This window comes from Mycolicibacterium baixiangningiae (genome assembly GCF_016313185.1).
In the GTDB taxonomy this organism is placed as follows: domain Bacteria; phylum Actinomycetota; class Actinomycetes; order Mycobacteriales; family Mycobacteriaceae; genus Mycobacterium; species Mycobacterium baixiangningiae.
In genome coordinates this window covers 2943344-2966463 of the sequence record NZ_CP066218.1, presented here as the reverse complement: position 1 = coordinate 2966463, position 23120 = coordinate 2943344, and the positions used below count along the sequence as shown (strand labels likewise).

General features: G+C 65.1%; 18 protein-coding genes. 9 read left to right on the top strand and 9 right to left on the bottom strand.

Features of this window, described 5'->3' with window-relative positions:
* The first annotated feature begins 2 nt into the window (after nt 1-2).
* On the top strand, nt 3-2195 hold the full coding sequence (locus tag I7X18_RS13755; RefSeq protein ID WP_193048131.1) for a malate synthase G: 2193 nt from the start codon (nt 3-5) through the stop codon (nt 2193-2195).
* 97 nt (nt 2196-2292) lie between these two features.
* Nucleotides 2293-4410 carry a hypothetical protein gene (locus I7X18_RS13750; RefSeq protein ID WP_193048132.1) on the top strand — a complete coding sequence of 706 codons (2118 nt, stop codon included), beginning with the start codon at nt 2293-2295 and terminating at the stop codon, nt 4408-4410.
* A gap of 23 nt (nt 4411-4433) precedes the next feature.
* Here I7X18_RS13750 and I7X18_RS13745 read toward each other — a convergent pair whose 3' ends face one another.
* Complete coding sequence (locus I7X18_RS13745; protein ID WP_193048133.1) at nt 4434-5264, bottom strand: class I SAM-dependent methyltransferase; 831 nt, start codon at nt 5262-5264, stop codon at nt 4434-4436.
* Nucleotides 5265-5663: 399 nt separating this feature from the next.
* Between I7X18_RS13745 and I7X18_RS13740 the strand changes: the two genes are divergently transcribed.
* The 6 genes from I7X18_RS13740 to I7X18_RS13715 all read left to right on the top strand — a co-directional run bounded on the left by I7X18_RS13740 (nt 5664) and on the right by I7X18_RS13715 (nt 13645).
* A complete protein-coding gene (locus tag I7X18_RS13740; RefSeq protein ID WP_193048171.1) occupies nt 5664-7034 on the top strand; it encodes a cytochrome P450 in 1371 nt (456 codons plus the stop codon).
* Between the two features lie 83 nt (nt 7035-7117).
* Nucleotides 7118-8017 (top strand): SDR family NAD(P)-dependent oxidoreductase, encoded by a 900-nt coding sequence (locus I7X18_RS13735; protein ID WP_193048134.1) that lies wholly within the window; start codon nt 7118-7120, stop codon nt 8015-8017.
* Nucleotides 8018-8101: 84 nt separating this feature from the next.
* Nucleotides 8102-9580: a flavin-containing monooxygenase gene (locus I7X18_RS13730; protein WP_193048135.1), complete on the top strand. Its 1479-nt coding sequence runs from the start codon at nt 8102-8104 to the stop codon at nt 9578-9580.
* Between the two features lie 145 nt (nt 9581-9725).
* Nucleotides 9726-11114 (top strand): cytochrome P450, encoded by a 1389-nt coding sequence (locus tag I7X18_RS13725; RefSeq protein WP_193048136.1) that lies wholly within the window; start codon nt 9726-9728, stop codon nt 11112-11114.
* A 74-nt stretch (nt 11115-11188) separates the two neighbouring features.
* Nucleotides 11189-12001: a phthiotriol/phenolphthiotriol dimycocerosates methyltransferase gene (locus I7X18_RS13720; protein ID WP_193048137.1), complete on the top strand. Its 813-nt coding sequence runs from the start codon at nt 11189-11191 to the stop codon at nt 11999-12001.
* Between the two features lie 204 nt (nt 12002-12205).
* Complete coding sequence (locus tag I7X18_RS13715) at nt 12206-13645, top strand: PE-PPE domain-containing protein (RefSeq protein WP_226864321.1); 1440 nt, start codon at nt 12206-12208, stop codon at nt 13643-13645.
* Between the two features lie 36 nt (nt 13646-13681).
* Here the strand turns inward: I7X18_RS13715 and I7X18_RS13710 are convergent, their stop codons facing one another.
* The 7 genes from I7X18_RS13710 to I7X18_RS13680 all read right to left on the bottom strand — a co-directional run bounded on the left by I7X18_RS13710 (nt 13682) and on the right by I7X18_RS13680 (nt 20924).
* On the bottom strand, nt 13682-14539 hold the full coding sequence (locus tag I7X18_RS13710; protein ID WP_226864372.1) for an SDR family NAD(P)-dependent oxidoreductase: 858 nt from the start codon (nt 14537-14539) through the stop codon (nt 13682-13684).
* On the bottom strand, nt 14515-15306 hold the full coding sequence (locus tag I7X18_RS13705; protein ID WP_193048138.1) for an alpha/beta hydrolase: 792 nt from the start codon (nt 15304-15306) through the stop codon (nt 14515-14517). Before I7X18_RS13705 ends, I7X18_RS13710 begins: the two co-directional genes overlap by 25 nt.
* Nucleotides 15307-15336: 30 nt before the next feature.
* Nucleotides 15337-16830, bottom strand: coding sequence for a flavin-containing monooxygenase (locus I7X18_RS13700; RefSeq protein ID WP_226864322.1), 1494 nt, complete (start codon nt 16828-16830; stop codon nt 15337-15339).
* Complete coding sequence (locus tag I7X18_RS13695) at nt 16827-18710, bottom strand: hypothetical protein (protein WP_193048139.1); 1884 nt, start codon at nt 18708-18710, stop codon at nt 16827-16829. Before I7X18_RS13695 ends, I7X18_RS13700 begins: the two co-directional genes overlap by 4 nt.
* A 219-nt stretch (nt 18711-18929) precedes the next feature.
* Entirely contained in the window at nt 18930-19649 is a 720-nt protein-coding gene (locus I7X18_RS13690) for a nitroreductase family protein (protein WP_226864324.1), read from the bottom strand.
* Between the two features lie 18 nt (nt 19650-19667).
* Nucleotides 19668-20183, bottom strand: coding sequence for a DUF2505 domain-containing protein (locus I7X18_RS13685; RefSeq protein ID WP_193048140.1), 516 nt, complete (start codon nt 20181-20183; stop codon nt 19668-19670).
* Nucleotides 20184-20204: 21 nt separating this feature from the next.
* On the bottom strand, nt 20205-20924 hold the full coding sequence (locus I7X18_RS13680; protein WP_193048141.1) for a flavodoxin family protein: 720 nt from the start codon (nt 20922-20924) through the stop codon (nt 20205-20207).
* Nucleotides 20925-21013: 89 nt separating this feature from the next.
* Here I7X18_RS13680 and I7X18_RS13675 point away from each other — a divergent pair, with 89 nt between their 5' ends.
* Complete coding sequence (locus I7X18_RS13675) at nt 21014-21853, top strand: class I SAM-dependent methyltransferase (protein WP_193048142.1); 840 nt, start codon at nt 21014-21016, stop codon at nt 21851-21853.
* Here the strand turns inward: I7X18_RS13675 and I7X18_RS13670 are convergent.
* Complete coding sequence (locus I7X18_RS13670) at nt 21844-23097, bottom strand: phthiocerol/phthiodiolone dimycocerosyl transferase family protein (protein WP_193048143.1); 1254 nt, start codon at nt 23095-23097, stop codon at nt 21844-21846. The genes I7X18_RS13675 and I7X18_RS13670 overlap by 10 nt on opposite strands.
* Nucleotides 23098-23120 lie beyond the last annotated feature (23 nt).

Here is a 23120-nt window from a genome sequence, read left to right as displayed (position 1 = left end):
CGATGACTGATCGCGTGACGGTGGGTAACCTGCGCGTGGCTCGGGTGCTCTACGACTTCATCACCAATGAGGCGCTGCCCGGCACGGACCTCGATCCGGACAGCTTCTGGTCGGGCGTCGACAAGGTCGTCGCCGATCTCACACCGCGTAACCAGGAACTGCTCGCGCGCCGCGATGAGCTGCAGGCGCAGCTCGACAAGTGGCACCGTCAGCGCGCGATCGGCCCGCACGACGCCGACGAGTACAAGCGGTTTCTCATCGACATCGGTTACCTGCAGCCGGATCCGGGCGACTTCACGATCGGCACCACCAACGTCGACGCCGAGATCGCCACGACCGCCGGTCCGCAGCTGGTGGTGCCCGTGCTCAATGCCCGCTTCGCGCTCAACGCCGCCAACGCGCGGTGGGGTTCGCTCTACGACGCGCTCTACGGGACCGACGTCATCAGCGAGGAGGACGGCGCCGAGAAGGGGTCGGGATACAACCGGGTCCGTGGCGACAAGGTGATCGCCTACGCCCGCCAATTCCTTGACAGCGCTGCGCCGTTGGCGTCGGGTAGTTGGAGTGAAGCCGCCGGATTCAAGATCGAAGACGGACAGGTGCTCGTCACCTTGGGCGACGATCTGTCCACCGGTCTCGCCCGGCCCGAGCAGTTTGTCGGCTACACCGGCGAACTCGGCTCGCCGCAGTGGTCGATCGTGTTGCGCAACAACGGGCTGCACATCGAGATCCTCATCGACCCCGACTCGCCCGTCGGCTCGACCGACGAGGCCGGGGTCAAGGATGTGGTGCTCGAGTCCGCTGTGACCACGATCATGGATTTCGAGGATTCGGTGGCTGCGGTCGACGCCGAGGACAAGGTGCTCGGCTACCGCAACTGGCTGGGCCTCAACCGCGGCGACCTCAGCGAAGACGTGAGCAAGGGCGGCAAGACTTTCACCCGCGTGCTCAATGCCGATCGCACCTACACCGCGCCTGACGGCGGTGAGCTCACGCTGCCCGGCCGCAGCCTGCTGTTCGTGCGCAACGTCGGTCACCTGATGACCAACGACGCGATCATCGACGCGGACGGTAACGAGGTGTTCGAGGGCATCCAGGACGCGCTGTTCACCGGGTTGATCGCCTCCCACGGGCTGACGGAGAGCGAGAAGAACGGGCCGCTGCGCAACAGCCGCACCGGATCGGTGTACATCGTAAAGCCCAAGATGCACGGGCCCGACGAGGTGGCATTCACCGCCGACCTGTTCAGTCGGGTCGAGGATGTGCTCGGGTTGCCGCAGAACACGCTCAAGGTCGGCATCATGGACGAGGAGCGGCGCACGACGGTGAACCTCAAGGCGTGCATCAAAGCCGCCGCGGATCGGGTGGCGTTCATCAACACCGGCTTCCTGGACCGCACCGGCGACGAGATCCACACGTCGATGGAGGCCGGCCCGATGATCCGCAAGGGCGCGATGAAGAGCCAGCCCTGGATCAAGGCTTACGAGGATCAAAACGTCGACATCGGTCTGGCGACCGGACTGTCCGGTAGGGCGCAGATCGGCAAGGGCATGTGGGCCATGACCGACCTGATGGCCGACATGGTCGAGCAGAAGATCGGCCAGCCCAAAGCCGGCGCCACCACCGCGTGGGTGCCCTCGCCGACCGCGGCCACGCTGCACGCGATGCACTATCACCAGGTCGACGTGTACGCGGTGCACCGCGAACTCGAGGGCAAGCAGCGCGCCGGCATCGACGATCTGCTCACCATCCCGCTGGCCAAGGAGCTGGCGTGGGCGCCCGAGGAAATCCGCGAGGAGGTCGACAACAACTGCCAGTCGATCCTCGGCTACGTGGTGCGCTGGATCGACGCCGGTGTCGGCTGCTCGAAGGTGCCCGACATCCACGACGTCGCACTGATGGAGGACCGGGCTACGCTGCGGATCTCCAGCCAGCTGCTGGCCAACTGGCTGCGCCACGGCGTCATCACGGAGGACGACGTCAAGACCAGCCTGCGACGGATGGCCGCGGTGGTTGACGAGCAGAACGCCTCGGATCCCGACTTCAAGCCGATGGCCACCGATCCGGATTCCAGCATTGCCTTCCAGGCGGCGCAGGAACTGATTCTCGCCGGCGGGGCTCAACCGAACGGGTACACCGAGCCGATCCTGCACCGGCGCCGGCGCGAGTACAAAGCCGGCGTTGCCGGCGCCTGAGGTGCCGCGGGCGGGCGACTAGACTGCCCGGGGCGCGGATGGCAGAGCGGCGATGACCCAGCGATGAACGAGCGACGACGCGAGTACGGGGGCAGGAGTGGGTAGGCACAGCATTCCCGATCCCGAGGATTCCGACGGTGACGCCGGTGTCCCGAACGACGGGACCGGCGACGGCGGTTACGGCTCCGGGTTCGATGAGTCCGGACGGCACAGCGGGGAGTTCCCCGCGGTGCGCCCGGGTTCAGACGACCCCGGGCACGAGCAGACCGCTGACGACCGCACCGACATCTTCGCGGCGGGTGGCTACGACGGCGACTACGACGGCGGCTACGACGGCGCGGACCACTACACCGACGACTATGCGGACGATTACGCCGACGACCGTCCCGGTGACCGTGACGACCGTCCACCAGCCGCCGGTCCGCCGCCGCCCGCCGGCCCGGCCGGACCTGCCCACGGTGGCGGGTGGGACGGCGGCGAGTGGACCGGCAGCCATCGCGCGGTGACGCCGGGGCGGCGCGGTATCAGCCTCGGTGTCATCGCGGCGCTCGTCACCGTCGTCGTGGTGGTCGGCGGGGTGATCCTGTGGCGCTTCTTCGGTGATGCCCTGTCCCACCGCAGCGACGCCGCCTCCGCCCGCTGCGTCGACGGCAATCTCGACGTGCCCGTGCTGGCCGACCCGTCGATCGCCGACTCCATCCAGGGACTGGCCGATCAGTACAACGAGAGCGCGGCCCCCGTCGGTGACCGCTGTGTGAGAGTCGGCGTGAAGCCGGCCGGTTCGCAGCAGGTCATCGCCGGCTTCGGCGATAACTGGCCCGCAGACCTCGGCGAGCGCCCGGCGCTGTGGATCCCGGCGAGCGGTGTCTCGGCGGCCCGACTCGAGGCGGCCACCGACCAGAAGACCGTCAGCGACTCCCGCACCCTCGTCAGCTCGCCCGTGGTGCTCGCCGTGCGCCCAGAGCTCAAACCTGCGCTGGCCCGGCAGAACTGGCGCACGCTGCCCGGTCTGCAGACCAACCCGACGGCGCTCGACGCACTGGGCCTGCCAGGGTGGGGCCCGTTGCGGCTCGCGCTGCCCCGCAGCGGCAACGCCGACGCGTCCTATCTGGCGGCCGAGGCCGTCGCCGCCGCGGCAGCCCCTGCAGGCGCCCCGGCGACCGACGGGGTCGGTGCGATCAACACACTGGCCGCGGGCGCACCCGACCTGCGCGCCGACACCGCCGACGCCGCCATGGAGGCGCTGCTGGGGTCCGGCAATCCGGCGACGGCTCCGGTGCACGCGGTGGCCACCACCGAACAACAGGTGGTGGCCCGTGCCGCGGCGCTGCCCAACGCCACATCGACACTCACCTCGTGGTTGCCGCCGGGCCCGGTCGCGACCGCCGACTACCCCACGGTGCTGCTGTCGGGTGACTGGCTCGAACGCGAACAGGTCACCGCCGCCAGCGAGTTCGCCCGGTTCATGCGTGAGCCCGAACGCCTCACCGAACTGGCCAAGGCCGGTTTCCGCACCGAGGGCGGCACACCCCCGCCGAGCGAGGTCACCGACTACCCGAAGCTGGGGACTCCGCTGTCCGTCGGCGACGATGCGACCCGGGTGAAGCTGGCCGACGCGCTGACGTCCCCGGCGCAGGCCTCGACCGCGACGATCATGCTGGATCTGTCCATGCCCGCCCAGGAGGGCGCCAACTCGAGGATGGGCAACGTCGTCAACGCACTCATCCCGCGGGTGGAGGCACTGCCGCCGACGACGGCGCTGGGGCTGTGGACGTTCGATGGCGCATCGGGCTCATCGCAGGTGCCCACCGGTCCGCTGTCCGAACCCGTCGGCGGCCAACCGCGTTCTGCCGCACTGACCTCGACTCTCGATTCGCTCTCGTCTACCTCCGGTGGCGCGGTGTCGTTCACCACGCTGCGGCTGGTCTACAATGACGCACTCGCTAAATTCCGTGCAGGACAACCCAACTCGGTGCTAGTGATCACTCAGGGACCGCACACGGACCGAACGCTGGACGGCCAGGGACTCGAGGCATTCATCCGCGACGCGTTCGACCCCGCCCGGCCGGTGGCCGTCAACGTCGTCGACTTCGGCGACGACTCCGACCGCGGGACGTGGGAGGCCGTCGCCAGGACCACCCGGGGTCAGTACCAGAATCTCGCGACGTCGGATTCGCCGGAGCTTGCCGCGGCGATCACCCAGCTGCTGCGCTGATCGCCCGGGGGCTTCGACGGCGGTCAGAACTGATAGCGCAGAATTCGTGCTCGCCGCGCCAGGGCGGGAACGTGTCCGGCGATACGGGCGGTAACTCGCAGGTGTAACGGGAACAACGCGACCTCGTCGGCAAAGAACAGGCTGGTCTCCTCGACCAGCGTGAGTCGCGGGTTCCACGTTTCTGGTCGGTGGGCGTCCGCGAAGCCGGCGTTGCTCCAATTCGGGCCGAAAGCCTTCACGCTGCCTTGCGGGGCAAGTCTCATGGCTGTCCGGCTCATCCATCCGACGCGCCCGTAGTCGTTGAAGACGATCTCACCGGACTGGAAGTGATCGGTCACTGACCGCAACAGCCGGATGATGATCGATTCACTGAGGAAGCCTGTCAAGCCGTCGGCGACGAGGATCGCAGGCCGATCCGCGGGGATGGTATCCGCCCAGGCCGGACCATCGATCCTCGCCACGATCGCATGTTCCGTTGCGAGGGCGGCCAGCCCGGCCGCGCGCAATGCGCTGATGCCCGGGAGGTCGACGTTGAACCAGTCCACGGTGGCAGGCGGGCGGACACGCATGATCCGGTGATCGAGGCCGGCACCCAGATCGACGACGACGGCGTTGCGGTGCTCGGAGATGAATGTGCGCACCCGTGCATCGAGCATTTTGGTGCGTAAAGCCACCGGGCACCGGACGCTGGCGCTCACCTGCAGGGCGTCGAAATCGTACTCGAGTCGTTCCACCAAACCACCGGCTTCACTGTCGGTCAGGATCGCTGGGCTTCGTCGACTTTCCCGCGCACGCGCGTAGAGGGTGAGAAGCGCTGTCCGCTCGATCGGAGTCAGCCCGTCGACGCTCAGCATCACCTCGTCACCTCGCCGCAACCGGAACCATCTGCCATGGCGCACACATTAGCCACCAGCATCTCCAGCAACACCGAATCTCGCACAGTCCGCCGAGAACCGATCGGCGGCTGTGCCGCTCATACCGCACCCAGCTAGTTACCTTGGCAAAGAATATGCCAGCGCTCGCCGCGTCTTCGCGCGTTCAGGAAGTGCGGCCGGCACAAACCGCATGCATCCGCAGTTTCCCGAGTGGATTCGCCGCGTGGATAGCCGTGCTCACACCAGTTCATGCACGAGCCAACGCGATCTGATCGCCAACTTGCGGAGGCAACGACAACCGAGCGCATGTTCTCGATCGACTCCATGGGCACGCCATTCCTAGATACGGTTGTGCAACTGCCCGGAGGGAATCGCAACATGGCAACGGAAACGTCCGACCCGGTACGCCTTCCGCCGGGACCAAGCGCGCCCAAGCTCCTGCAGGGCGTCGCGCTTCTCTCAGCACTGGTCCATGTGATAGCCGCGCTGGGCCGACGGTATGGCAGCACGTACACGGTCAATCTGCCCATCTATGGCCAGACCGTGGTGATCAGCGATCCGGTTCTCGTCAAGGACGTATTCAGCACGAGTGGTGAACTACTCGAGAGGCCGACCAATCTCGGCGGCGTCTTCGGCCCCGGATCGACGTTCAGCTTGAACGGCGCAGAACACCTCGAGCGTCGCAAGGTGCTGGTGCCGGCTTTCCACGGCAAGCGCGTCAAGAGCTACGAGGCCATCATCGAAGAAGAGACGATGCGTGAGACGGCGGACTGGCCGGAGGGCACGGAGTTCGAGACGCTGCAACCAATGATGCGCCTGACCCTCAACACCATCCTGCGCGCCGTGTTCGGTGCCGAAGGGTCGGCGCTGGATGAACTGCGAGTCGTGATCCCGCCCGCGGTCACTTTCGGCTCCCGTCTCATTCCACTTCCGTCGGTGGTGAGGCGGGACTTCGGGCGGTGGAGTCCCGGCGGACGATTCCTGGAGTACCGACGCCGCATCGACGCGGTCATCGACTCACTCATCGCCGAAGCGAGGGCCGATCCAGAATGCGATCAACGCAGCGACGTGCTGGCGCTGCTGTTGCAGGCGCGCTACGACAACGGCGAACCGATCTCGGATCGCCACATCGCCGACGAACTTCTCACTCTCGTGTCCGCGGGGCACGAGACCACGGCGGCAGCGTTGGCCTGGGCGGTCGAACGGATTCGGCGCAACCCCCACCTTCTGTCCAGGCTGACCGACGAGGTCGACGCCGGCGGATCCGACCTTCGACAGGCCACGATATGGGAGGTGCTCCGCACCCGACCGGTTCTCAATGCCACGATGCGCCGTACCCGGAAGCGAATAAGCCTCGGGGAGTGGGTCATACCCGAAGGCGCCACACTCGTGATCAGTATTCAACTGGCCCACAACCTCGAACAGAACTTCGCGGACGCGTCGACGTTCAACCCCGACCGCTTCCTCGACGCGGCCCCCAAGCCCTCGTCCTGGATTCCTTTCGGTGGCGGAGTCAACCGCTGCATCGGCGCCGCGCTCGCAAACCTCGAGATGGATGTGAGCCTGCGCACCATCCTCCGCGAATTTCGTTTCAGCCCAACAGATGAACCCGACGAACCCCGACACTATCGCGGTCTGGCGATCGCGCCGGGACGCGGTGGCCGAGCCATCGTTCACCGGCGGACATCGGGAATGGCCGGCGCTGATCACTCCGCTTCGGTCGCCGGGAACATCCGTGCAGAGGGCTGAGGTCCCAGAGACCGGCTCCACACGGCACCCTGTTGTGAGCTCAATCTCCTGTGACGTCACATCGTGAGAGTTATTCTTCCGCAATGACATCAGGCGTATCGGGCAAGATCGCGTTGGTCACGGGTGGCGCATCAGGAATCGGTGCCGCGCTGGCCACCGAACTGGTCGACAAGGGTGCTGAGGTCTGGCTCGCCGATCGACAGGTCTCGGCTGCGAACGAGTTGGCGCAACGCTTGAACGCCGGCGCCGGGGAAAGGGCGCACGCCATAGAGCTCGATGTGCGCGATCACGCCGCCTTCGAGCGCGCCGTCGCCGAGGTGGTCGGGCAGGCGGGACGAATCGATTACCTGTTCAACAATGCCGGCATAGCCATCTCCGGTGAGGTGGACACGTTCTCGATCGACGACTGGAACGCCGTTCTGGACGTCAACCTGCGCGGCGTTGTGTATGGCATCCAGGCGGTATACCCGGTGATGATCCGGCAGGGCTTCGGACACATCGTGAACACCGCCTCATTCGCGGGTCTCGTCACCAGCGCCGGGTCGGTCAGCTACGCCGCCACCAAGCATGCCGTCGTCGCGCTGTCTCGAACGTTTCAGCTGGAGGCGGAATTGCACGGCGTACAGGTGTCGGTTCTCTGTCCCGGAGTGATCCGCACTCCGATCCTCACCGGCGGCAGATTCGGACGAAGCATGACTGGTGTCAGCGACGAAGAGATCCTCAAGTTCTGGGGACTCTCGCGTCCCATGGCCCCTGATGCCTTCGCCGAACGCGCCGTGCGGGCAGTGCTGCGTGGAGATTTGATCATCGTCGTCCCGTCCTGGTGGAAAGTGTTCTGGTACCTGGAGCGGCTCTCGCCGGCGCTGTCGATGCGCGCGGCGAAGCTGCCGCTCAGGCGGATTCGAGATCTTGCTCCGCCGAGTCCTGATGCGCAGCAGCCGGACAGCGGTCCACGCCCCGGTGTCAACGCCCGAAATAATTGACAGCGCAATGATATTCGCGTCGCAGCTACACGGCTGAATTCGAAACAGGATACGCCGGCCACTTCGAACAGGTACCGTCGGATCATGACCGGAGGGCAATTCGATGTGGTCATCGTGGGGGCCGGTTTCAGCGGAATCGGTACCGCGATCCAGCTCCGAAAAATGGGCTACGACAACATCGCGATCTTGGAACGGGGTAGTGATCTCGGCGGCACATGGCACGTCAACCGCTATCCAGGACTCGCCGTTGACATCCCATCCCCCACGTATTGCTACTGGTTCGAACCCAACCCGTACTGGTCGCGCCTCTTCGCGCCGGGTGCCGAGCTCAAGAAGTACGCCGACCACGTCGCCGACAAGTACGACGTGCGCAGGCACATGCGGTTCGACGTCACCGTCGACAGCGCGCGCTGGGACGAGGACGCGGAGGTCTGGCGAGTCCTGCTGCGTGGTGGTGAGGTCATCGTCTCGCGCTTCCTCATCGCTGCGACGGGCTTCCTGTCGCAACCACAGTCCCCGGATATCCCCGGCCTCGCGGACTTCCGCGGCCGGACCATCCATACCGCCGCATGGGACGACGGCGATGACCTCACGGGTCGTCGCGTCGGGATAGTCGGTACCGGCGCGACGGCGGTACAGCTCATCCCCGAGCTGGCCAAGAATGTCGCCGACCTGACGGTATTCCAGCGCACCGCAATCTATGTGGCGCCCAAGAACGACTTCGCGATCCCAGGATTTCTGCAGCGCATGTTCGCCAAGGTGCCGCTGACCCAGCGGATCTTCCGGCTGTTCACGGACTCGATGTACGAGCTCATGTTCGTGCTAGGCGTGCTGCACTATCGCTCGTTCCGTTGGCTCAACGTTGCGGCGACCGATCTGTCGAAGATCCTGCTGTTCGCGTCTGTTCGCGACAGGGAGCTCCGGCGCAAGCTCACCCCGGATTACGAGTTCGGATGCAAGCGGCCCACGTATTCCAATTCCTACTACCGGACGTTCACCAAGCCGCATGTCCACCTGCAGACGTCCGGTATCGAGCGAGTCGAAGCGGACGGCATCGTCGCATGTGACGGAACACGAACCGCGCTCGACACGCTCGTGCTGGCCACCGGGTTCAATCTCTGGGATGACAACTTCCCCGCCGTGGAGATCATCGGCCGCGATGGCCGCAATCTCGGTAAATGGTGGCGCACCAATGGTTTCCAGGCGTACCAGGGGTTGTCGATACCGTACTTCCCGAACTTCTTGAACCTGGCGAGTCCCTATGCGTTCAGCTTGTCGTTCTTCAATACGATGGAATACCAGATGCGGCACATGGATCGACTGTTCGGCGAGTTGCGGCGTCGCAACGCGTCCACGTTCGAGGTCACGGAAGACGCGAACGCCCGATTCCTCGACCGGATGACCAAGCTACAGCGCAATACGGTGCTCCACCAGGGAGATTGCGCCAACGCCCGGTCTTATTACTTCAGCCCGGGCGGCGAGACGTTCCTGCGGGCCACCAGCACCCACAACACCGTGACAGAACAAACTCGCTTCCCGCTGAGCGACTACGTGATCGCATGAACCGTGACGATACGTCGGCAAAGAACGTTCGCTGATCCGGCCATAGTTTCGGTTCACGGACCGACACCGATGAATGCTCAACGTTGCCGCCGGACATCTGTCACCACTCGCCGACTCCCCGGGGGTCGGTACGGAAGGAGACCGTATGGCAACGGCAACGAGTGAGCCGGTGAGGATGCCCCCTGGTCCACGACTGCCCAAGATCCTGCAGGGCGCTGGGTTCTTGATCGCGAAGCACGACATGTTCGCGGCGCTGGGCCGACGGTACGGCAACGCCATCACCGTGAATATCCCGGTTTTCGGTCGGACAGTGGTGGTTCATGATCCAGAGGTGGTCAAGGATCTCTTCGGCACGAGCACCGACCTACTCGAACGTCCGACTGAATTGATCAACACCGGTTCTGTTCTCGGGCCCGGCTCGATGTTCAGCCTCGCCGGCGATGAGCTCGTCGCGCGCCGGAAACTGCTGCATCCGGCGTTTCACGGCAAGCGGATCACGGGCTATGAGCGCGTGATCGAAGAGGAGGTGATGCGAGAGATCCAGAACTGGCCGCAGGGGCGGGAATTCGCAACGTTGCAACCGATGCTGCGCATCACCCTCAACGCCATCCTGCGGACCGTGTTCGGTGCCGAGGGACCCGCGCTCGAAGAGCTCCGCCGTCTGGTACCGGCGGCGATCACGCTCGGCTCGAACCTCATCATGCTGCCCCCGTTCGTGCGGAGCGACCTCGGCGCCTGGAGCCCTGGGACGCGTTTCCTGGAGTACCGGCGCCGGATCGACGCTGTCATCGATGCGCTGATCGCCGAAGCGCGGGCGAAACCAGCCCCCGAGGGACGCAGCGGCGTGCTCGGCCTGCTGCTGCAGGGCCATTACGCGGACGGAGAGCCCATCACAGATCGAGACATCGCCGACGAACTGCTCACCATGGTCAGTGCCGGCCACGAGACGACCGCTGCATCGCTCGCCTGGGCGGTGGAGCGGTTGCGCCGGCACCCGGAGCTGCTGACCCGGCTCTCCGACGAAGTCGACGCCGGTGGATCCGCGCTGCGGCAGGCGACGATCTGGGAAGTGCAGCGCACACGACCAGTCGTCGAGGGCTCCCTGCGTCGTACCAAGAAGCGGATACAGCTCGGAGACTGGGTGATCCCGGAAGACACCACAGTGATCTTCAGCATTCAGCTGGCTCACTCGTCAGAGGAGAGTTTCCCCGACGCTGCGTCGTTCAACCCGGACCGGTACCTCGCCGCCGTCCCGAAACCCTTTGCCTGGATTCCGTTCGGCGGCGGCATCAACCGCTGCATCGGAGCCGCGTTCGCGAATATGGAGATGGATGTGACCCTACGCACGCTACTGCGTGAATTCCGACTTGCACCAACCGAAGCCGCGGGTGAGCGGCGCCAATCGCACGGGGTCGTGCGACGGCCGAGACGAGGGGGACGCATAATGGTCTACCGGCGAACGCACGATTCGTTCACTGACGCGGCGGTCGCATCGCGGGCGGACGGCCACAGCCGGCATCTGGAGAACCGGTGAGGCGCCCGGTGACCCGTCGCGGCGGAGAGTCGCAAGGGACGTCGCCGCGGGTGTCCGGTTGGCACAGTGCCGGTATGACAGCCGCGCGTAAGGACCTGGTCGGCCACATCGGCACCACAGCGATGTTCAAGAAGATCTCCAACAGGTTCTGGTATCCCTTCGTGACGCGTCGGCTCAACGACGAGGACGTCGTCTTCCTCAATTACGGCTATGAGGAGGACCCGCCGATGGCTCTTCCGCTGACGCCCTCCGACGAACCGAATCGGTTCTGCATCCAGCACTATCACCGCACCGCGACGCAGGCCGACATCGCCGGCAAGCAGGTGCTGGAGATCAGCTGTGGCCACGGCGGAGGGGCCTCGTACCTGATGCGAACGCTGCACCCGGCCTCATACACCGGGCTGGACTTCAACCCGGACGGCATCGCCTTCTGCCAGCGACGGCATACGCTGCCGGGGCTTGATTTCGTGCACGGCGACGCAGAGAGCCTGCCGTTCGCCGATGGATCATTCGACGCTGTGATCAACGTCGAAGCCTCCCACGCGTATCCCCGGTTCGAGCGCTTCCTCGATGAAGTGGCCCGGGTACTGCGCCCGGGCGGGCATTTTCTCTACGCCGACTTCAGAGGGGGCGAACAGTTCGCGGATTGGGACGCCGCGTTGGCCGACGCGCCGATGCGGGTGCTCTCCCAGAGATGCATCAACACAGAGGTGCTGCTCGCCATGGAGAAGAATTCGCAGCAGTCCCTCGACCTCATCAACCGCCATCTGCCTGCATTGCTTCGGCCGTACGGCCGACTGTTCGCCGGTGTGCCGGGATCGAAGATCTACCGCGAACTGCAACAGGGGCAGATCTCCTACCGCATGTACAGCCTCGTCAAGGATTGAGCAGCCGCGCTCGCAACTGAGTCTTCACCCAGCGACCGCCGGGTGAAGGTTGGCAAACCCTTACAACGTCAAGGAACTTCGCCAGAGACCCACCGAACCACGTTGGTTCGGAGGAGATTTGGTGCAGAATCCCTACATCACGGCGATTCCAGCAAGTGGTCCCGGATTTCGCCGCCGAGAACGAGATACCGATTGGGGCCTGCGATGCGACTCGCCGTTCGATTCGTCGGGATTGCGGTACTGACGATCCTCGCCACCATCCTGATCGCCCTGACATCGACTACGTCGTCGATGTACGCACTCACGGCGACGACATACATGCTGCCCGGCTCGTTCGGCTACCCGTTCGGCGACCAGGAGAAGTCGGAGTGGGCCACGCGGTACATCACCGCGACAACGGGTAGTGGACCCATCCCGCCACTGGACATCGTGTACTGGCCGTTGCTGCCGACCCCACCGGCAAGCGTCGAAAGCGGAAGCGTCGTCTTCGGGTACTCGCAGGGGGCGTACTCGGCGACAATCTACAAACGCAACCTCAACAGGCAGTGGGCGAATGACCCGAGCGCATCCCCCGATGTCGGTTTCGTGGTGCTCGCAAACCCGGGCCGTCCCAACGGCGGTATCAACACACGCCTGTTCCTCGGCGCTACGCCGACCCAGACGGTGGGCGCGGATATCGGCCAGACGACGACCTACGACATCGTGCGTCAGTACGACGCGGCCGGAGACTTCCCGACCAATCCGCTGAATTGGCTCGCCGTGGCGAACGCGAATGCGGGTCTGGTGTTCCTACACGCAGGCTATGGAGACCTGGATTGGGCGGACGCCGTCTATCAAGGCACCGACGGGGACACAGCGTATTACATGTTTCCGACGCCAACCTTGCCGCTTCTCATGCCGCTCAGGGCGATTCCTGGGGTCGGTCCGGTGCTGGCGGACTCGATGGAGCCGGTACTGCGGGTCATCGTCGAAGCGGGGTATGACCGCACGAAGAGTCCCGGTACGCCCACACCCTTCAACTTCTTCTACTTCCCGGATCCGGTCACGTTCGTCAACGACCTCCGGCTGGCGGCCATGACCGGCGCCGACAAGCTGGCCGAAGGCTTCGGTACGGGTCTCGCATCGGATACGGAGGAGCCGGGGGTCTTGGGAATCAGCAGTACTCCGCTCGGCCCAGATTCGACCGTGAGCGAGGCCGAGGTGGACACCGTGCAGTCGGGGGTCGAAACCGAGGAACTCGAACCGGGTTCGGCAGACCTTCAGAGCGAGCCTGGTCCCGACACATTCTCAGTCGCAGTCGATGGCGAACCGACGCTGGAGCCGACCACGGTGGCCGAATCCGCTGACGCCGGCACCCTGGAGACCATCGAGGAAGCGGACGGGGCGGCGACGACGATCCGGCAGCAGGACGAACCGGCGATCCGCATGCCACTCGGCAGAAGGGCAGCGGCCCATCCTTCGGGTCACCCCTTCGACAACACCATCTGGAAGAAGACGCTGGGCCGCTTGACCGGTGAGCACGACCCGGAAGAGGACAAGCCGTCACCCACCATTTCTCCGGAATCCGAGGATGGCTCCACCGAGACGGCCGACGAAGGGACGGAACAGGAACCCTCGGAGAGCGAGTCGGAGCCGTCGCAGTAGCGGGTGCGCCTCGCGCCGACCGAGCATGCCTGCAGTTCAGCTCGTCGGGTTGAGCCTCTTCAACAGCACCCGATCCCACATCCGGTCAGTCAGAAGACAGTGGGCGATGACAGACGCCTTGCCTGACATGCCGACGACGTAGCGCGCTCTGGGTCGCTTCGCCTCGATCGCCCGTACCACGACGCGCGCCACCTTGTCCGCACTGACCGAAACGAGTGGGGTTTTGGCCAGCTCCGCGGTGATTTCGGCGTAGCGCCGCTTGAACTCCCCGTACGGGTCGTCGCCCTCGTCGATCGGAGTGGCGCCGAGTTGTGATTGGGCGAACGTCGTCCGTACACCAGTCGGCTCGATCAGGATCACTCGTACACCGAAGCGCTCGACTTCTGCTCGTAGAGCATCCGAGAGGGCTTCAACGCCGTACTTGCTGATGTGGTAGGCGCCGGCCCCGGGCGTCGTGAATCGTCCGCCGGTGCTGCCGATGTTGACGATCGTGCCCGCTCGACGCGACCGCATACCGGGGAGGACGGTTTGGCAGAGATTCAGCATGGCCACCACATTGGTCTCGAGGATTCTTCGTAGGTCGCCCATTGCCGCTTGCTCGAGAGGGCTGGCGAATCCGAGTCCCGCGTTGTTCACCAGAACGTCAACGCCGCCGAATCGCGTGTCGATCTCCTCGACCAGCGCTGCCACGGCGCCGTGGTCAGTCACATCGAGGTTGCGTGCGCACAGTCCGCGTGCTCGCAGCGCATCGAGCGCCTGCTCATTGCGGCCCGTCGCAATGACCTCGTGATCTCGGCTCTGGAGACGGCGGGCGATAGCCTCGCCAATCCCGGCTGTCGCGCCCGTCACCAGTGCAACCGGTCTGGTGCTCACAGGCCACGAGTCCCGAGCCATGTGTGAATTCGTTCGGCCACCGCAGCCCATCCCGTCTCGAGCATCATGTTGTGACCCATGTCGGGGAAGAACTCCGCTTCGGTGCCATATGCGCGTGCCGTCGCGCACACTTCTTCTCGCGTCACCGCACCGTCGTCGTTCGCCCCCAGAACCAGCAGTGCCGTCGTCACCCGTTGGGGGCGGGGCCGGACGAACAGGCCGTCGACGCCGGACCGCGCGCTTTCCTCCTGTAACCGCGTCGCACATTCGGCGACGGAAGATGCCGGCGTATGTGTCGAGAAGAATCGCTCGCGCGCCAGTTCCGGCGTACTGACATAGGGTAAGGATCTACCGGTCAGGGCAATCTTGGTGAAATGCCATGGGTGCCTTCTCATCCAGCGCAAACCCGACTGCAGGTAGCCCTGGGGCGGCATGGATGCCATCAGCACTCCGGCGGGAGCATGGTGTGTTTCCAGGTACCTTTGCACCACGAGACCGCCCATCGAATGGCCGATCAGCACCGGGCTTCGTAGCAGACTGTCGGCGGCGGAGCGCACATCGTCGACGTAGTCCGCGATCGAACAGCTACGTAGAGGCTGCGAGGTGACGCTGCCGCCATGCCCGCGAAAACTCAACGCCGCAGCGTGATATCCCCGGTCGGCGAAGTAGCCGAGGAAGTGCTCATTCCAGCACCATGCGGCGTGCCAGGCACCGTGGACGAACAACAACGGCACGGGATGAGCGTCAGTCACGCAGCCTTTCTCGATCACTTCGAGCTTCTGCTCCATGGGTCTCACCATCACCGAACACCCACGCCGTCAGGCGATCGCGTAATCGCTCATCGGGAAGCGATCCTGTGCCTTCACAGCGCTTCGCGCCGAAGTCGGCCGGAACAGCGGCGCTTCACCGCTGTGGTTGAACCAGTACGACCGTGAGGTCGCGCAGCTTCCCCGCAGGAACACAGAGTCCTCGAGCAATTCGGTCATCCGGTCCAGGAATCGGGCGTTGGCCTCCTCGGTGACTTCGAACGTCTGCGCTCCGCGTCGCTGCAGTTCGCCGAACAACCTGTTCATGTGCCGCATCTGGTATTCGACGGTGTTGAACCAGGAGAGCCCGACCCACGCGTAGGGACTGGCGGAGTTCAAGAAGTTCGGGAAGCCCGGGACCGACAAACCTTCGTAAGCCTGGAACCTGTTCTCCCGCCACCACTTCCCCAGGTTGCGTCCATCGCGGCCGATCACCTCGATCGCGGGAAGGTTGGCCTCCCACACATCGAAGCCGGTCGCCAGGACGAGTGTGTCGATGCGGTGTTCACGGCCGTCGAGGGTGACGATACCGTCGGGCTCGATCCGGTCGATCCCGGCGGTTTCCAGACACACGTGCGGCTGGGCGAAGGTGCGGTAGTAGGAGTTCGACAGAGTCGGCCGCTTGCAACCGTAGTCGTAGTCCGGAGTCAGCTTTCGACGCAGCTCCTTGTCACGGATCACCGAGAACTGGTGCAGTTTCGCCACGGCCGATGCCGCCCGGTTCAGCCCCTTGAAATAGCGGAACTTCCACATCGCGATCAGCATCACGACATCCATGGTGGTGTCGGTCATCCAGCGCACGACCCGCTGAGCAGCCGGCACCTTCGCGAACAGGCGCCGCACGCTGGGTGCGAATCCGAAGTCGATCTTGGGTAGTACCCAGATCGGGGTGCGCTGGTAGACGATCAACTCGGCGGCCTCTTTCGCCAACTCGGGAATCAGCTGCACCCCGGTTGATCCGGTACCGATGATCGCGGTTCGCTGTCCTGCGATCGAGTGACTGTCATCCCAGTCGGCGGCATGGATGATGCACCCCGCGAAAGATTCGATCCCGGGGATGTCCGGGGTGCGTGGTTGGCACAGGAATCCTGTCGCGACGATCAGGTAACGGGCGCTCAACGTCTCCCCGCTGTCGACCGTCACTCGCCAGAGCTCGGCCTCGTCGTCCCAGCGGGCGCTTTCGACGGTCGTGTTGAACCGCATGAAGCGGCGCACGTCGTACTTGTCCGCGACGAGTTCGGCGTAGCGCTTCAGCTCCTCGCCGGGCGCATAGAGCCGTGACCAGTACGGGTTCGGTTCGAACCAATAGGAATACGTGGTGGACGGCACGTCGACCGCGAGTCCGGGGTAGCGGTTGACGTGCCACGTCCCGCCGAGATCGTCCTCTCGGTCGACGATGACGATGTCCCGGTAGCCCAGCCGGTCGAGCTGAATCGCCGCACCGATGCCGCCGAAGCCGGCCCCCACGATGAGTGCGTCGATGTGGTGATCCCCATGAGCGGTCAAGCGGCGTCCTCACCCGTGTCGCCGGTCTCGTTGTCGCGGGCGCCCGACTCGGCATCCCCTGTGATACTGCGCTTCTCGGTTCGACTTCCCTTCTTGTCCGTGTCTTCGGTGCTCGCGTTGTCTTCTGCCTCGCCACCGGCGGCCCCGTCGCGACCGCCCGTGTCGCGGCGCGGCTTGTTGTCGAGACCCCTCAGACCATCGGTGATCTTGGAGATACCGGCACGGATCGACTGCCCTGTCTTGTCGACCGCATCGGCCAGTTCGTCACCGAACTTGGCGTGCCGCGGGCCGGTGGGCAGTGTGGCACCTGGCTTGTCCACCGGCTTGCCGGCCGGCACGATCGACTGGCCGCGCTCAGCGGTCGCCTCCTGTGGCGTCTCGAGGACCGATGGCGATGCGGGATCGGTTGATAACGGGTCGGTCGAGGCGGGGTCGGTCGAGGCGGGGTCGGTCGATGCCACCGGCCGGTCCTCCTCGACCTCGCCATCCTCCTGCTCAGACTCGTTGGCCGCCAGCATGTTCACCGGCTCCGGTGTGGACTCCACACCGGTGGAACCACCGAACAGGTCGTCGATATCGGACAGGAGCGCAGGCCCGTCGAACGCCCCCATCAGCCCGCTGTGCAGGGCGATCCTGGGCAGTACAGGATGCACATCGGCCAGTGCCGCGTTGATTCTCGACGTTGTCTCCTCATCGAATTTGAACACCCCGAGGTCCCGCTGCAGCGTGTCGATGGCGGCGTCGATCTGCTCCTGGGTCGGGCCGTTGGCCTTGCCCAAGGCCGTGTCGGCCAGCCATTTCTCGATGAGGTCGTTTCCGGGAGAGAGCGCGAGGATGTTCCGGACGATCGACTCGGTCGTCAAGGAATCCGGCACCGCGCACGCACCTGGACAGAACGGGCTCCCCGGAACGTATGGATTGAAGTTCACGACGAGACCGGCATACACAGCGGCCCAGGTGTCCCAGATGTTCTGGAGGGTAGGTATTTTGATTCCCTCCTCCGGGGGCGGCGGCGTAGCAGTCAGGCTGTTCCAGAAGTCCACCCACGGCTCACTCGGATCCCATTTGAAGGTTTCGCCCGACCAGGGCATCAGCGGCACGCCGTTCGGACCTTCCACTGTGCCTTCCCAGCCGTACCCACCCTCGACGGGGCCGGCGGGATTGACGATGTCGCCGAAGGTATAGCCAGCCAACAGCTCGGAAACCGGTACCCGGAAGAGGTTTTCGATGAGCGGGAAGGGATATCCGGACAGGATCGCCATCGTCCAGAGGGTTTTGTCGATCGACGTGACGCCCGTGATGGGCTTCAACGGAACCAGAGGGTCGCAGGTGATCGCGGCGCAGGCCTCGTTGACGGGCAGCCACGCCGCCGCCAGCATGGCTATCTGATGGCCCGCGGTGTTGGACAGTGCCGGGAACGGCAGGAGCAGATCGGTCACCAGCTCCCAATGCCCGGGGTCGGCGGGGTCGGAGCCCCAGATGTTCGTCGAGCTGCCGACGAACCAGTTTCCCGTGAAGAACAGCGACCGCGCTGTCTTGTCCAGCGCCTGGACATGGTTGTAGGGGATGTTGGCCAGCGCGTAGAAGAGATTGAGAGGAACGTTGGCGATCGAGGATTCGGCGGTGAGACGGACCGGCACGGTCGCGGTGGAACGTTCCGCAGATGCCGCTGATGCCGGCGCGACCGGGGTGCCCGCGATGACACTCGACGCGACGATCACGACTCCCGACGTCACGTAGGGACGGAGCCGGAAGCGCTGCGACGGCGCCGCCTCACGAGGACGCCGGACACCGCCGGGATTTCGACGGTGCCGTCCTGTGCCCTTGTCGCCCACTGGAATCTGCATGCCAACGCCCCCTTGCTCCGCGCGAATCGTCACTGCCACCCGACCGTACAGATGGCGATCGCATGTTTGTGGCTAAATTGCCGGAAAATCTCAGATTGCTTTGCATTACGCGCGACCAGCTACCGCGCACGTTGAGTCTATCGTTGTATACGAGCAGTTTTCGCCGCGCACAGCGAACACATCCTGGTTGCGTGCGCAAGCGCAATCCCGTCGACATGGCGCGTATCCAGCAAATATGTCGTCGGATCGCGGTCACGACGTCAGCCACGGACGATGGCCGTACCGGTCGAGATGCATCACCTCTTCGACGGGCTTCCGGGTGGTCGGCCCGTAACGTCCGCGTGGCCAGCCGAGCGGCACGACACAACACGGTGTCACCGACATCGGAAGCCCGAGTATTCGCCGCGCCGAGAACTGGCTCCACAGCGGCAGGGTGATCAGGGACGCCCCCAATCCCATGGCACGCGCGGCAAGCAGGAGATTCTGCACGCTCGGATAGATCGAGCCCCAGTACCCCGACAGCGCCGCATGAGGCATGAGAGCGAACGGAACTCGGCCCTCACGGACCTGCAGACGCAGACACGCGACCACGAGCACCGGAACCTCGACGAAGTGGTCGACCTGCCATTGCACGGCGCGCGCCGTCTTCGCCATCGACTCGTCACGGGCGGCGATGCGCCGGAGAACCGCCCCGTGATAGACCTTCCAGGCTTGGCGATAGCGTTTGGCGAGTTTGGCTTTCACGCGCCGGTCACGCACGACGATGAACTCCCAGTTCTGGCCATTGGCTCCGGTGGGTGCGCGCAGAGCCAACTCGATGCACTTCATCACGACCGCATCGTCGACCGGGTCCGGAAGAACTCGCCGTATCGCCCGCTGCGTCGTCATCGCGTCGATCAACGGCATGTCGAGGCCGGTCAGCTCTCCCGCTGCGGTGTACGCGGTGCTCGCCGCCCCGGAGGTGTCGGTCATGTGTTCCTCTCCTCGTACCTATCGGCTCGGGGACACCTGGCCCGTGACCCAGTCGGTGGTGAATCGCTGGATCTGTCGGATACCGTCGCCCAACTGGGATGCCAGGTAGTTCTCGATCTTCCCTCCGACCAACGGGACGTTGAACTCGACGGTGGCGGCGAAGTCCAGGCGTGCCCCGTCACCCGAGGGCACCAGCAGAGCTGTTCCGCGACCCGATGCCGGCGCGCCGTCCGTCGCCACGCTGATCTGCCCGCTGACCCGGGAACCGTCGATCCACCGCCATGTTTCGGCACGCACGACCGTCAAATCCTTCGGATACCACCTCGCGAGCGCAGTCGGTAACAGCTCACGCGTGAGGTCTTGGACGGCGCTCACTCGGACCGCGCCGTCGGCGTCGACGACAAGCGCATCGAGCGAATTGCTGTCACCGAATGCCGAGATCCGGGCCAGCCAGTAGTCCTTGTCCGCGAACGCGGAGAAGACCTGGCCGACGGTGACCGCGGATTCGACGGAAACCTCGAACTTTCGCGACATGACGGGTCCACCTCTCAAAGATCACTGATGGGGCTGTTCTGCGGCGTGGGTGTCCAGCGCGGTGTCGCGGGACGGCGGGCCGAATACGTCGTCTGCCAGTGTCGAGGCGAATTGTCGCGCCTCGTCCAGATGCTCCGGTGCGATGTTGGTCTGCGGGATGCGCAGCCCGAGATACCGGTCGCGGTACTCACCGGACGCCAGATAGCTGGTCATCGACAGCAGGGACCGCAGCTGGCTGCCCGGGTAGTCGAAGTGGATCGCCCCGACGAACCGCCCGCCCGCGTGCCGTCCGAGGTCCGTGACTTCATCGGTGTTGGCGCGCCACAGCCGCCGGCACACCACGAAGACGGCGAAGGGCTTGCCGTCGAGGAGAGTTCGCGCCTCCGAAGACATCAAGAACGAGCGCACCGGTAGGCTCGCGGCGTCCCACCACGTTGGAGACCCGATGCAGATGAGGTCGTAATCGCCGGCCCTGATCTCGTCAGGAGTCCGGATCTGAGCCGTGCGGCGCCGGGTTTGTGCGGGGAGCACGCTGAGCATGTCCCGCCACACATGTCGCAGCGGGAAGCGCGAGAATCGCTCCGCATATCGAGGGTCGATGAGTTCGATTGCGGCCTTGTCCACCTCGCACCCGCGCTGGGCGAAGACCTCGCCTGCCGCTTCGAGTACCTTGAGCGATTGTCCGGTGAAGCTGTAATAGACGAGCAGGACCTTCGGCCGCCTCGCCGTCGCATCTGCCATCACGAAAGTCCTGTCCCTTGCGTCGGATTCGGTAACGTGTTTGCCGAGTCGCCCGCGGGGAGTGCCGCGGGGACGCTAGCGTCAGACGGATGACCGACAAGGCATCTGTCGACCTGCACGGCGCGGCGCAGACCATGCTCACGACCCTGTACCTCAAGGCGCTCGATGCCGACTTCGACCGGCCCGTGCTGGGCGACCGGTATGCGAGGGAGGCGATCGGGCGACTCGACTACGACTGGAGCGACCTGGGTATCACCCGCAGATGGGCACCGCTGGTGACGGTGCGCTCCGCCCAGTACGACCTCTGGGCGGCTCAATTCCTCGCGGCCCACCCGGAATCGACGGTGGTGCACATGGGTTGCGGCCTCGACAGCCGCGTCTTCCGGCTCGACCCGGGCCCGGGTGTGCAGTGGTACGACCTCGACTATCCGGCCGTCATCGCGTTGCGGGAGAAGATCTACCCGACGCGCGCGCGGTACCACCTGGTGCCCGCCTCCGCGACCGATCCCGCCTGGCTCGACCGGATTCCCGCGGACCGCCCGGTGCTGGTGCTTGCGGAGGGCATCAGCATGTACCTGACCGAACACGACGGGGTGGCGTTGTTGCGGCGCATCGTCGACCGCTTCCCGTCCGGGGAGTTGCAGATCGATTTCTACAACTGGTTCGGGATCAGGACTCAGAAGACCCACACGCTGGTACGGCGATCGGGCTCGACACTGTACTGGGCGGTCAACCGGCCCGGCGATGTGTTGAGCCAGGTCCCGGGGTTGCGGTTGCTCTGCGCCGTCTCGTTCTTCGACTGGAGCACGTTTCACCGGGCGTCCAGGGCGTTCCGGGTAGCGCGCCGCCTCACGCGGGTCGTGCCACCGGTGCGCAGGTCGCTGCAGTACCACCGCTACGCCTTCGGTCCCGTCATGCTTCACCGCTGACCTCTCCGTCCCGCGTCGCGAAGAATCTCGAGCACGAGATCGACGGATCGCTCCGGGTCCGTTGCGTACGTGTGGTATTCAACGGCGAGCCGTTCACCGAAGATGCCGACGGAGTACATGTCGAGGACCGAAGAAGCCCGGTAGATGTCGGTGTGCCACTCGTCGACGTGCAACTCGGGCGGGGTGCGCAGGATGGGCGTCCGGCCGAAGTTCGTGGAGGACACCACGTCCGGAAGTCCGCGCTGTCCCTCGTCGTACTGCGGTTTGAAGTGCAACATCGATTGTTGGACCACACCTTCGGCCACGTCGGTGGCGAGGTTGGCGGCGATGTCGCGGCCGAGTTCGGCCAAGGTCGTGTTCGAGGTGATCATGGCGAGGTAGGTGGCCATGCCGAGAGGGTTCGTCGCACCCATCACCGGTACCGGAGGAGTGAGCAGCATTCGGAGGTCGACCACGTAGACGTAAGGGACCGGTACGTCGGGAGTTCCCCGGAGTCGCCACTCGGCCAACAGGATCGCCGCCGAGACGAGGGGATTGAGGAACAGCCGGTGGCCGAGACCGAACTCGACGAGGGCGGTCGTCTCCTCCTTGGTCAGGCGCCCCCTGGCGGTGGGAGCGGGCACCGGCCGGGTGGGGGTACTCGGAGGAGGTGTGGGTGCGCCGGGCCGGGTGGCCGGCGGGTAGGCGAACATCGCCGGCATGAACCGCTCGAGTCCGGACCGCGGGATCTTCTGGATGCCACGCTGACTCAGCAGCGCCTCCAGCGACTCCGGAGCGGGTTCGACACCGGCCGGGCCGGGTAGGCCCGTGCACACCATGTCGGTGTATCTGGAGAACAGCTCGAACAGCAGGGCGGCCGCATGGTTGCCGTCGGCGACGCTGTGGTGGACGTACAGGGTCACCTCGGCGCACGCCTCACCGGGCCGGACCATGAGGTTGATCAGCGATACGTCGGGATCGAGGTCGGGCCGCGGCGTCTCGGACGCCGAACCACCGAGCTCACGCAGCCATATCCCGGGATGCATCAGGTCGTCGGTGACGATCTCGTACCGGCCGTCGGGACCCGATTCCAGATGCCCGGACAAGATCGGATGGGCCTGCAGCAGGGCATCGAAGGCGTCGGACATCGCATCCGGGTCGAACGAACCCGTCAGCTGGATCGTGATCGCCCCGAACGTCTGGCTCTCGGCATACCACTGTTCGCTGGGCGCCAGGCTACGGATGACGGATGTGGGAAACACCATGAATACCCTCGTGTCTGCTGCTT

What these genes read in the sequence shown, in the direction of transcription:
- I7X18_RS13755 (WP_193048131.1), top strand. Translation starts at nt 3, where the DNA reads ATGACTGATCGCGTGACGGTGGGTAACCTGCGCGTGGCTCGGGTGCTC.
- I7X18_RS13745 (WP_193048133.1), bottom strand. Translation starts at nt 5,264, where the DNA reads ATGCTGAGCGTCGACGGGCTGACTCCGATCGAGCGGACAGCGCTTCTC.
- I7X18_RS13740 (WP_193048171.1), top strand. Translation starts at nt 5,664, where the DNA reads ATGGCAACGGAAACGTCCGACCCGGTACGCCTTCCGCCGGGACCAAGC.
- I7X18_RS13735 (WP_193048134.1), top strand. Translation starts at nt 7,118, where the DNA reads ATGACATCAGGCGTATCGGGCAAGATCGCGTTGGTCACGGGTGGCGCA.
- I7X18_RS13730 (WP_193048135.1), top strand. Translation starts at nt 8,102, where the DNA reads ATGACCGGAGGGCAATTCGATGTGGTCATCGTGGGGGCCGGTTTCAGC.
- I7X18_RS13725 (WP_193048136.1), top strand. Translation starts at nt 9,726, where the DNA reads ATGGCAACGGCAACGAGTGAGCCGGTGAGGATGCCCCCTGGTCCACGA.
- I7X18_RS13720 (WP_193048137.1), top strand. Translation starts at nt 11,189, where the DNA reads ATGACAGCCGCGCGTAAGGACCTGGTCGGCCACATCGGCACCACAGCG.
- I7X18_RS13715 (WP_226864321.1), top strand. Translation starts at nt 12,206, where the DNA reads ATGCGACTCGCCGTTCGATTCGTCGGGATTGCGGTACTGACGATCCTC.
- I7X18_RS13710 (WP_226864372.1), bottom strand. Translation starts at nt 14,539, where the DNA reads ATGGCTCGGGACTCGTGGCCTGTGAGCACCAGACCGGTTGCACTGGTG.
- I7X18_RS13705 (WP_193048138.1), bottom strand. Translation starts at nt 15,306, where the DNA reads ATGGAGCAGAAGCTCGAAGTGATCGAGAAAGGCTGCGTGACTGACGCT.
- I7X18_RS13690 (WP_226864324.1), bottom strand. Translation starts at nt 19,649, where the DNA reads ATGACCGACACCTCCGGGGCGGCGAGCACCGCGTACACCGCAGCGGGA.
- I7X18_RS13685 (WP_193048140.1), bottom strand. Translation starts at nt 20,183, where the DNA reads ATGTCGCGAAAGTTCGAGGTTTCCGTCGAATCCGCGGTCACCGTCGGC.
- I7X18_RS13680 (WP_193048141.1), bottom strand. Translation starts at nt 20,924, where the DNA reads ATGGCAGATGCGACGGCGAGGCGGCCGAAGGTCCTGCTCGTCTATTAC.
- I7X18_RS13675 (WP_193048142.1), top strand. Translation starts at nt 21,014, where the DNA reads ATGACCGACAAGGCATCTGTCGACCTGCACGGCGCGGCGCAGACCATG.
- I7X18_RS13670 (WP_193048143.1), bottom strand. Translation starts at nt 23,097, where the DNA reads ATGGTGTTTCCCACATCCGTCATCCGTAGCCTGGCGCCCAGCGAACAG.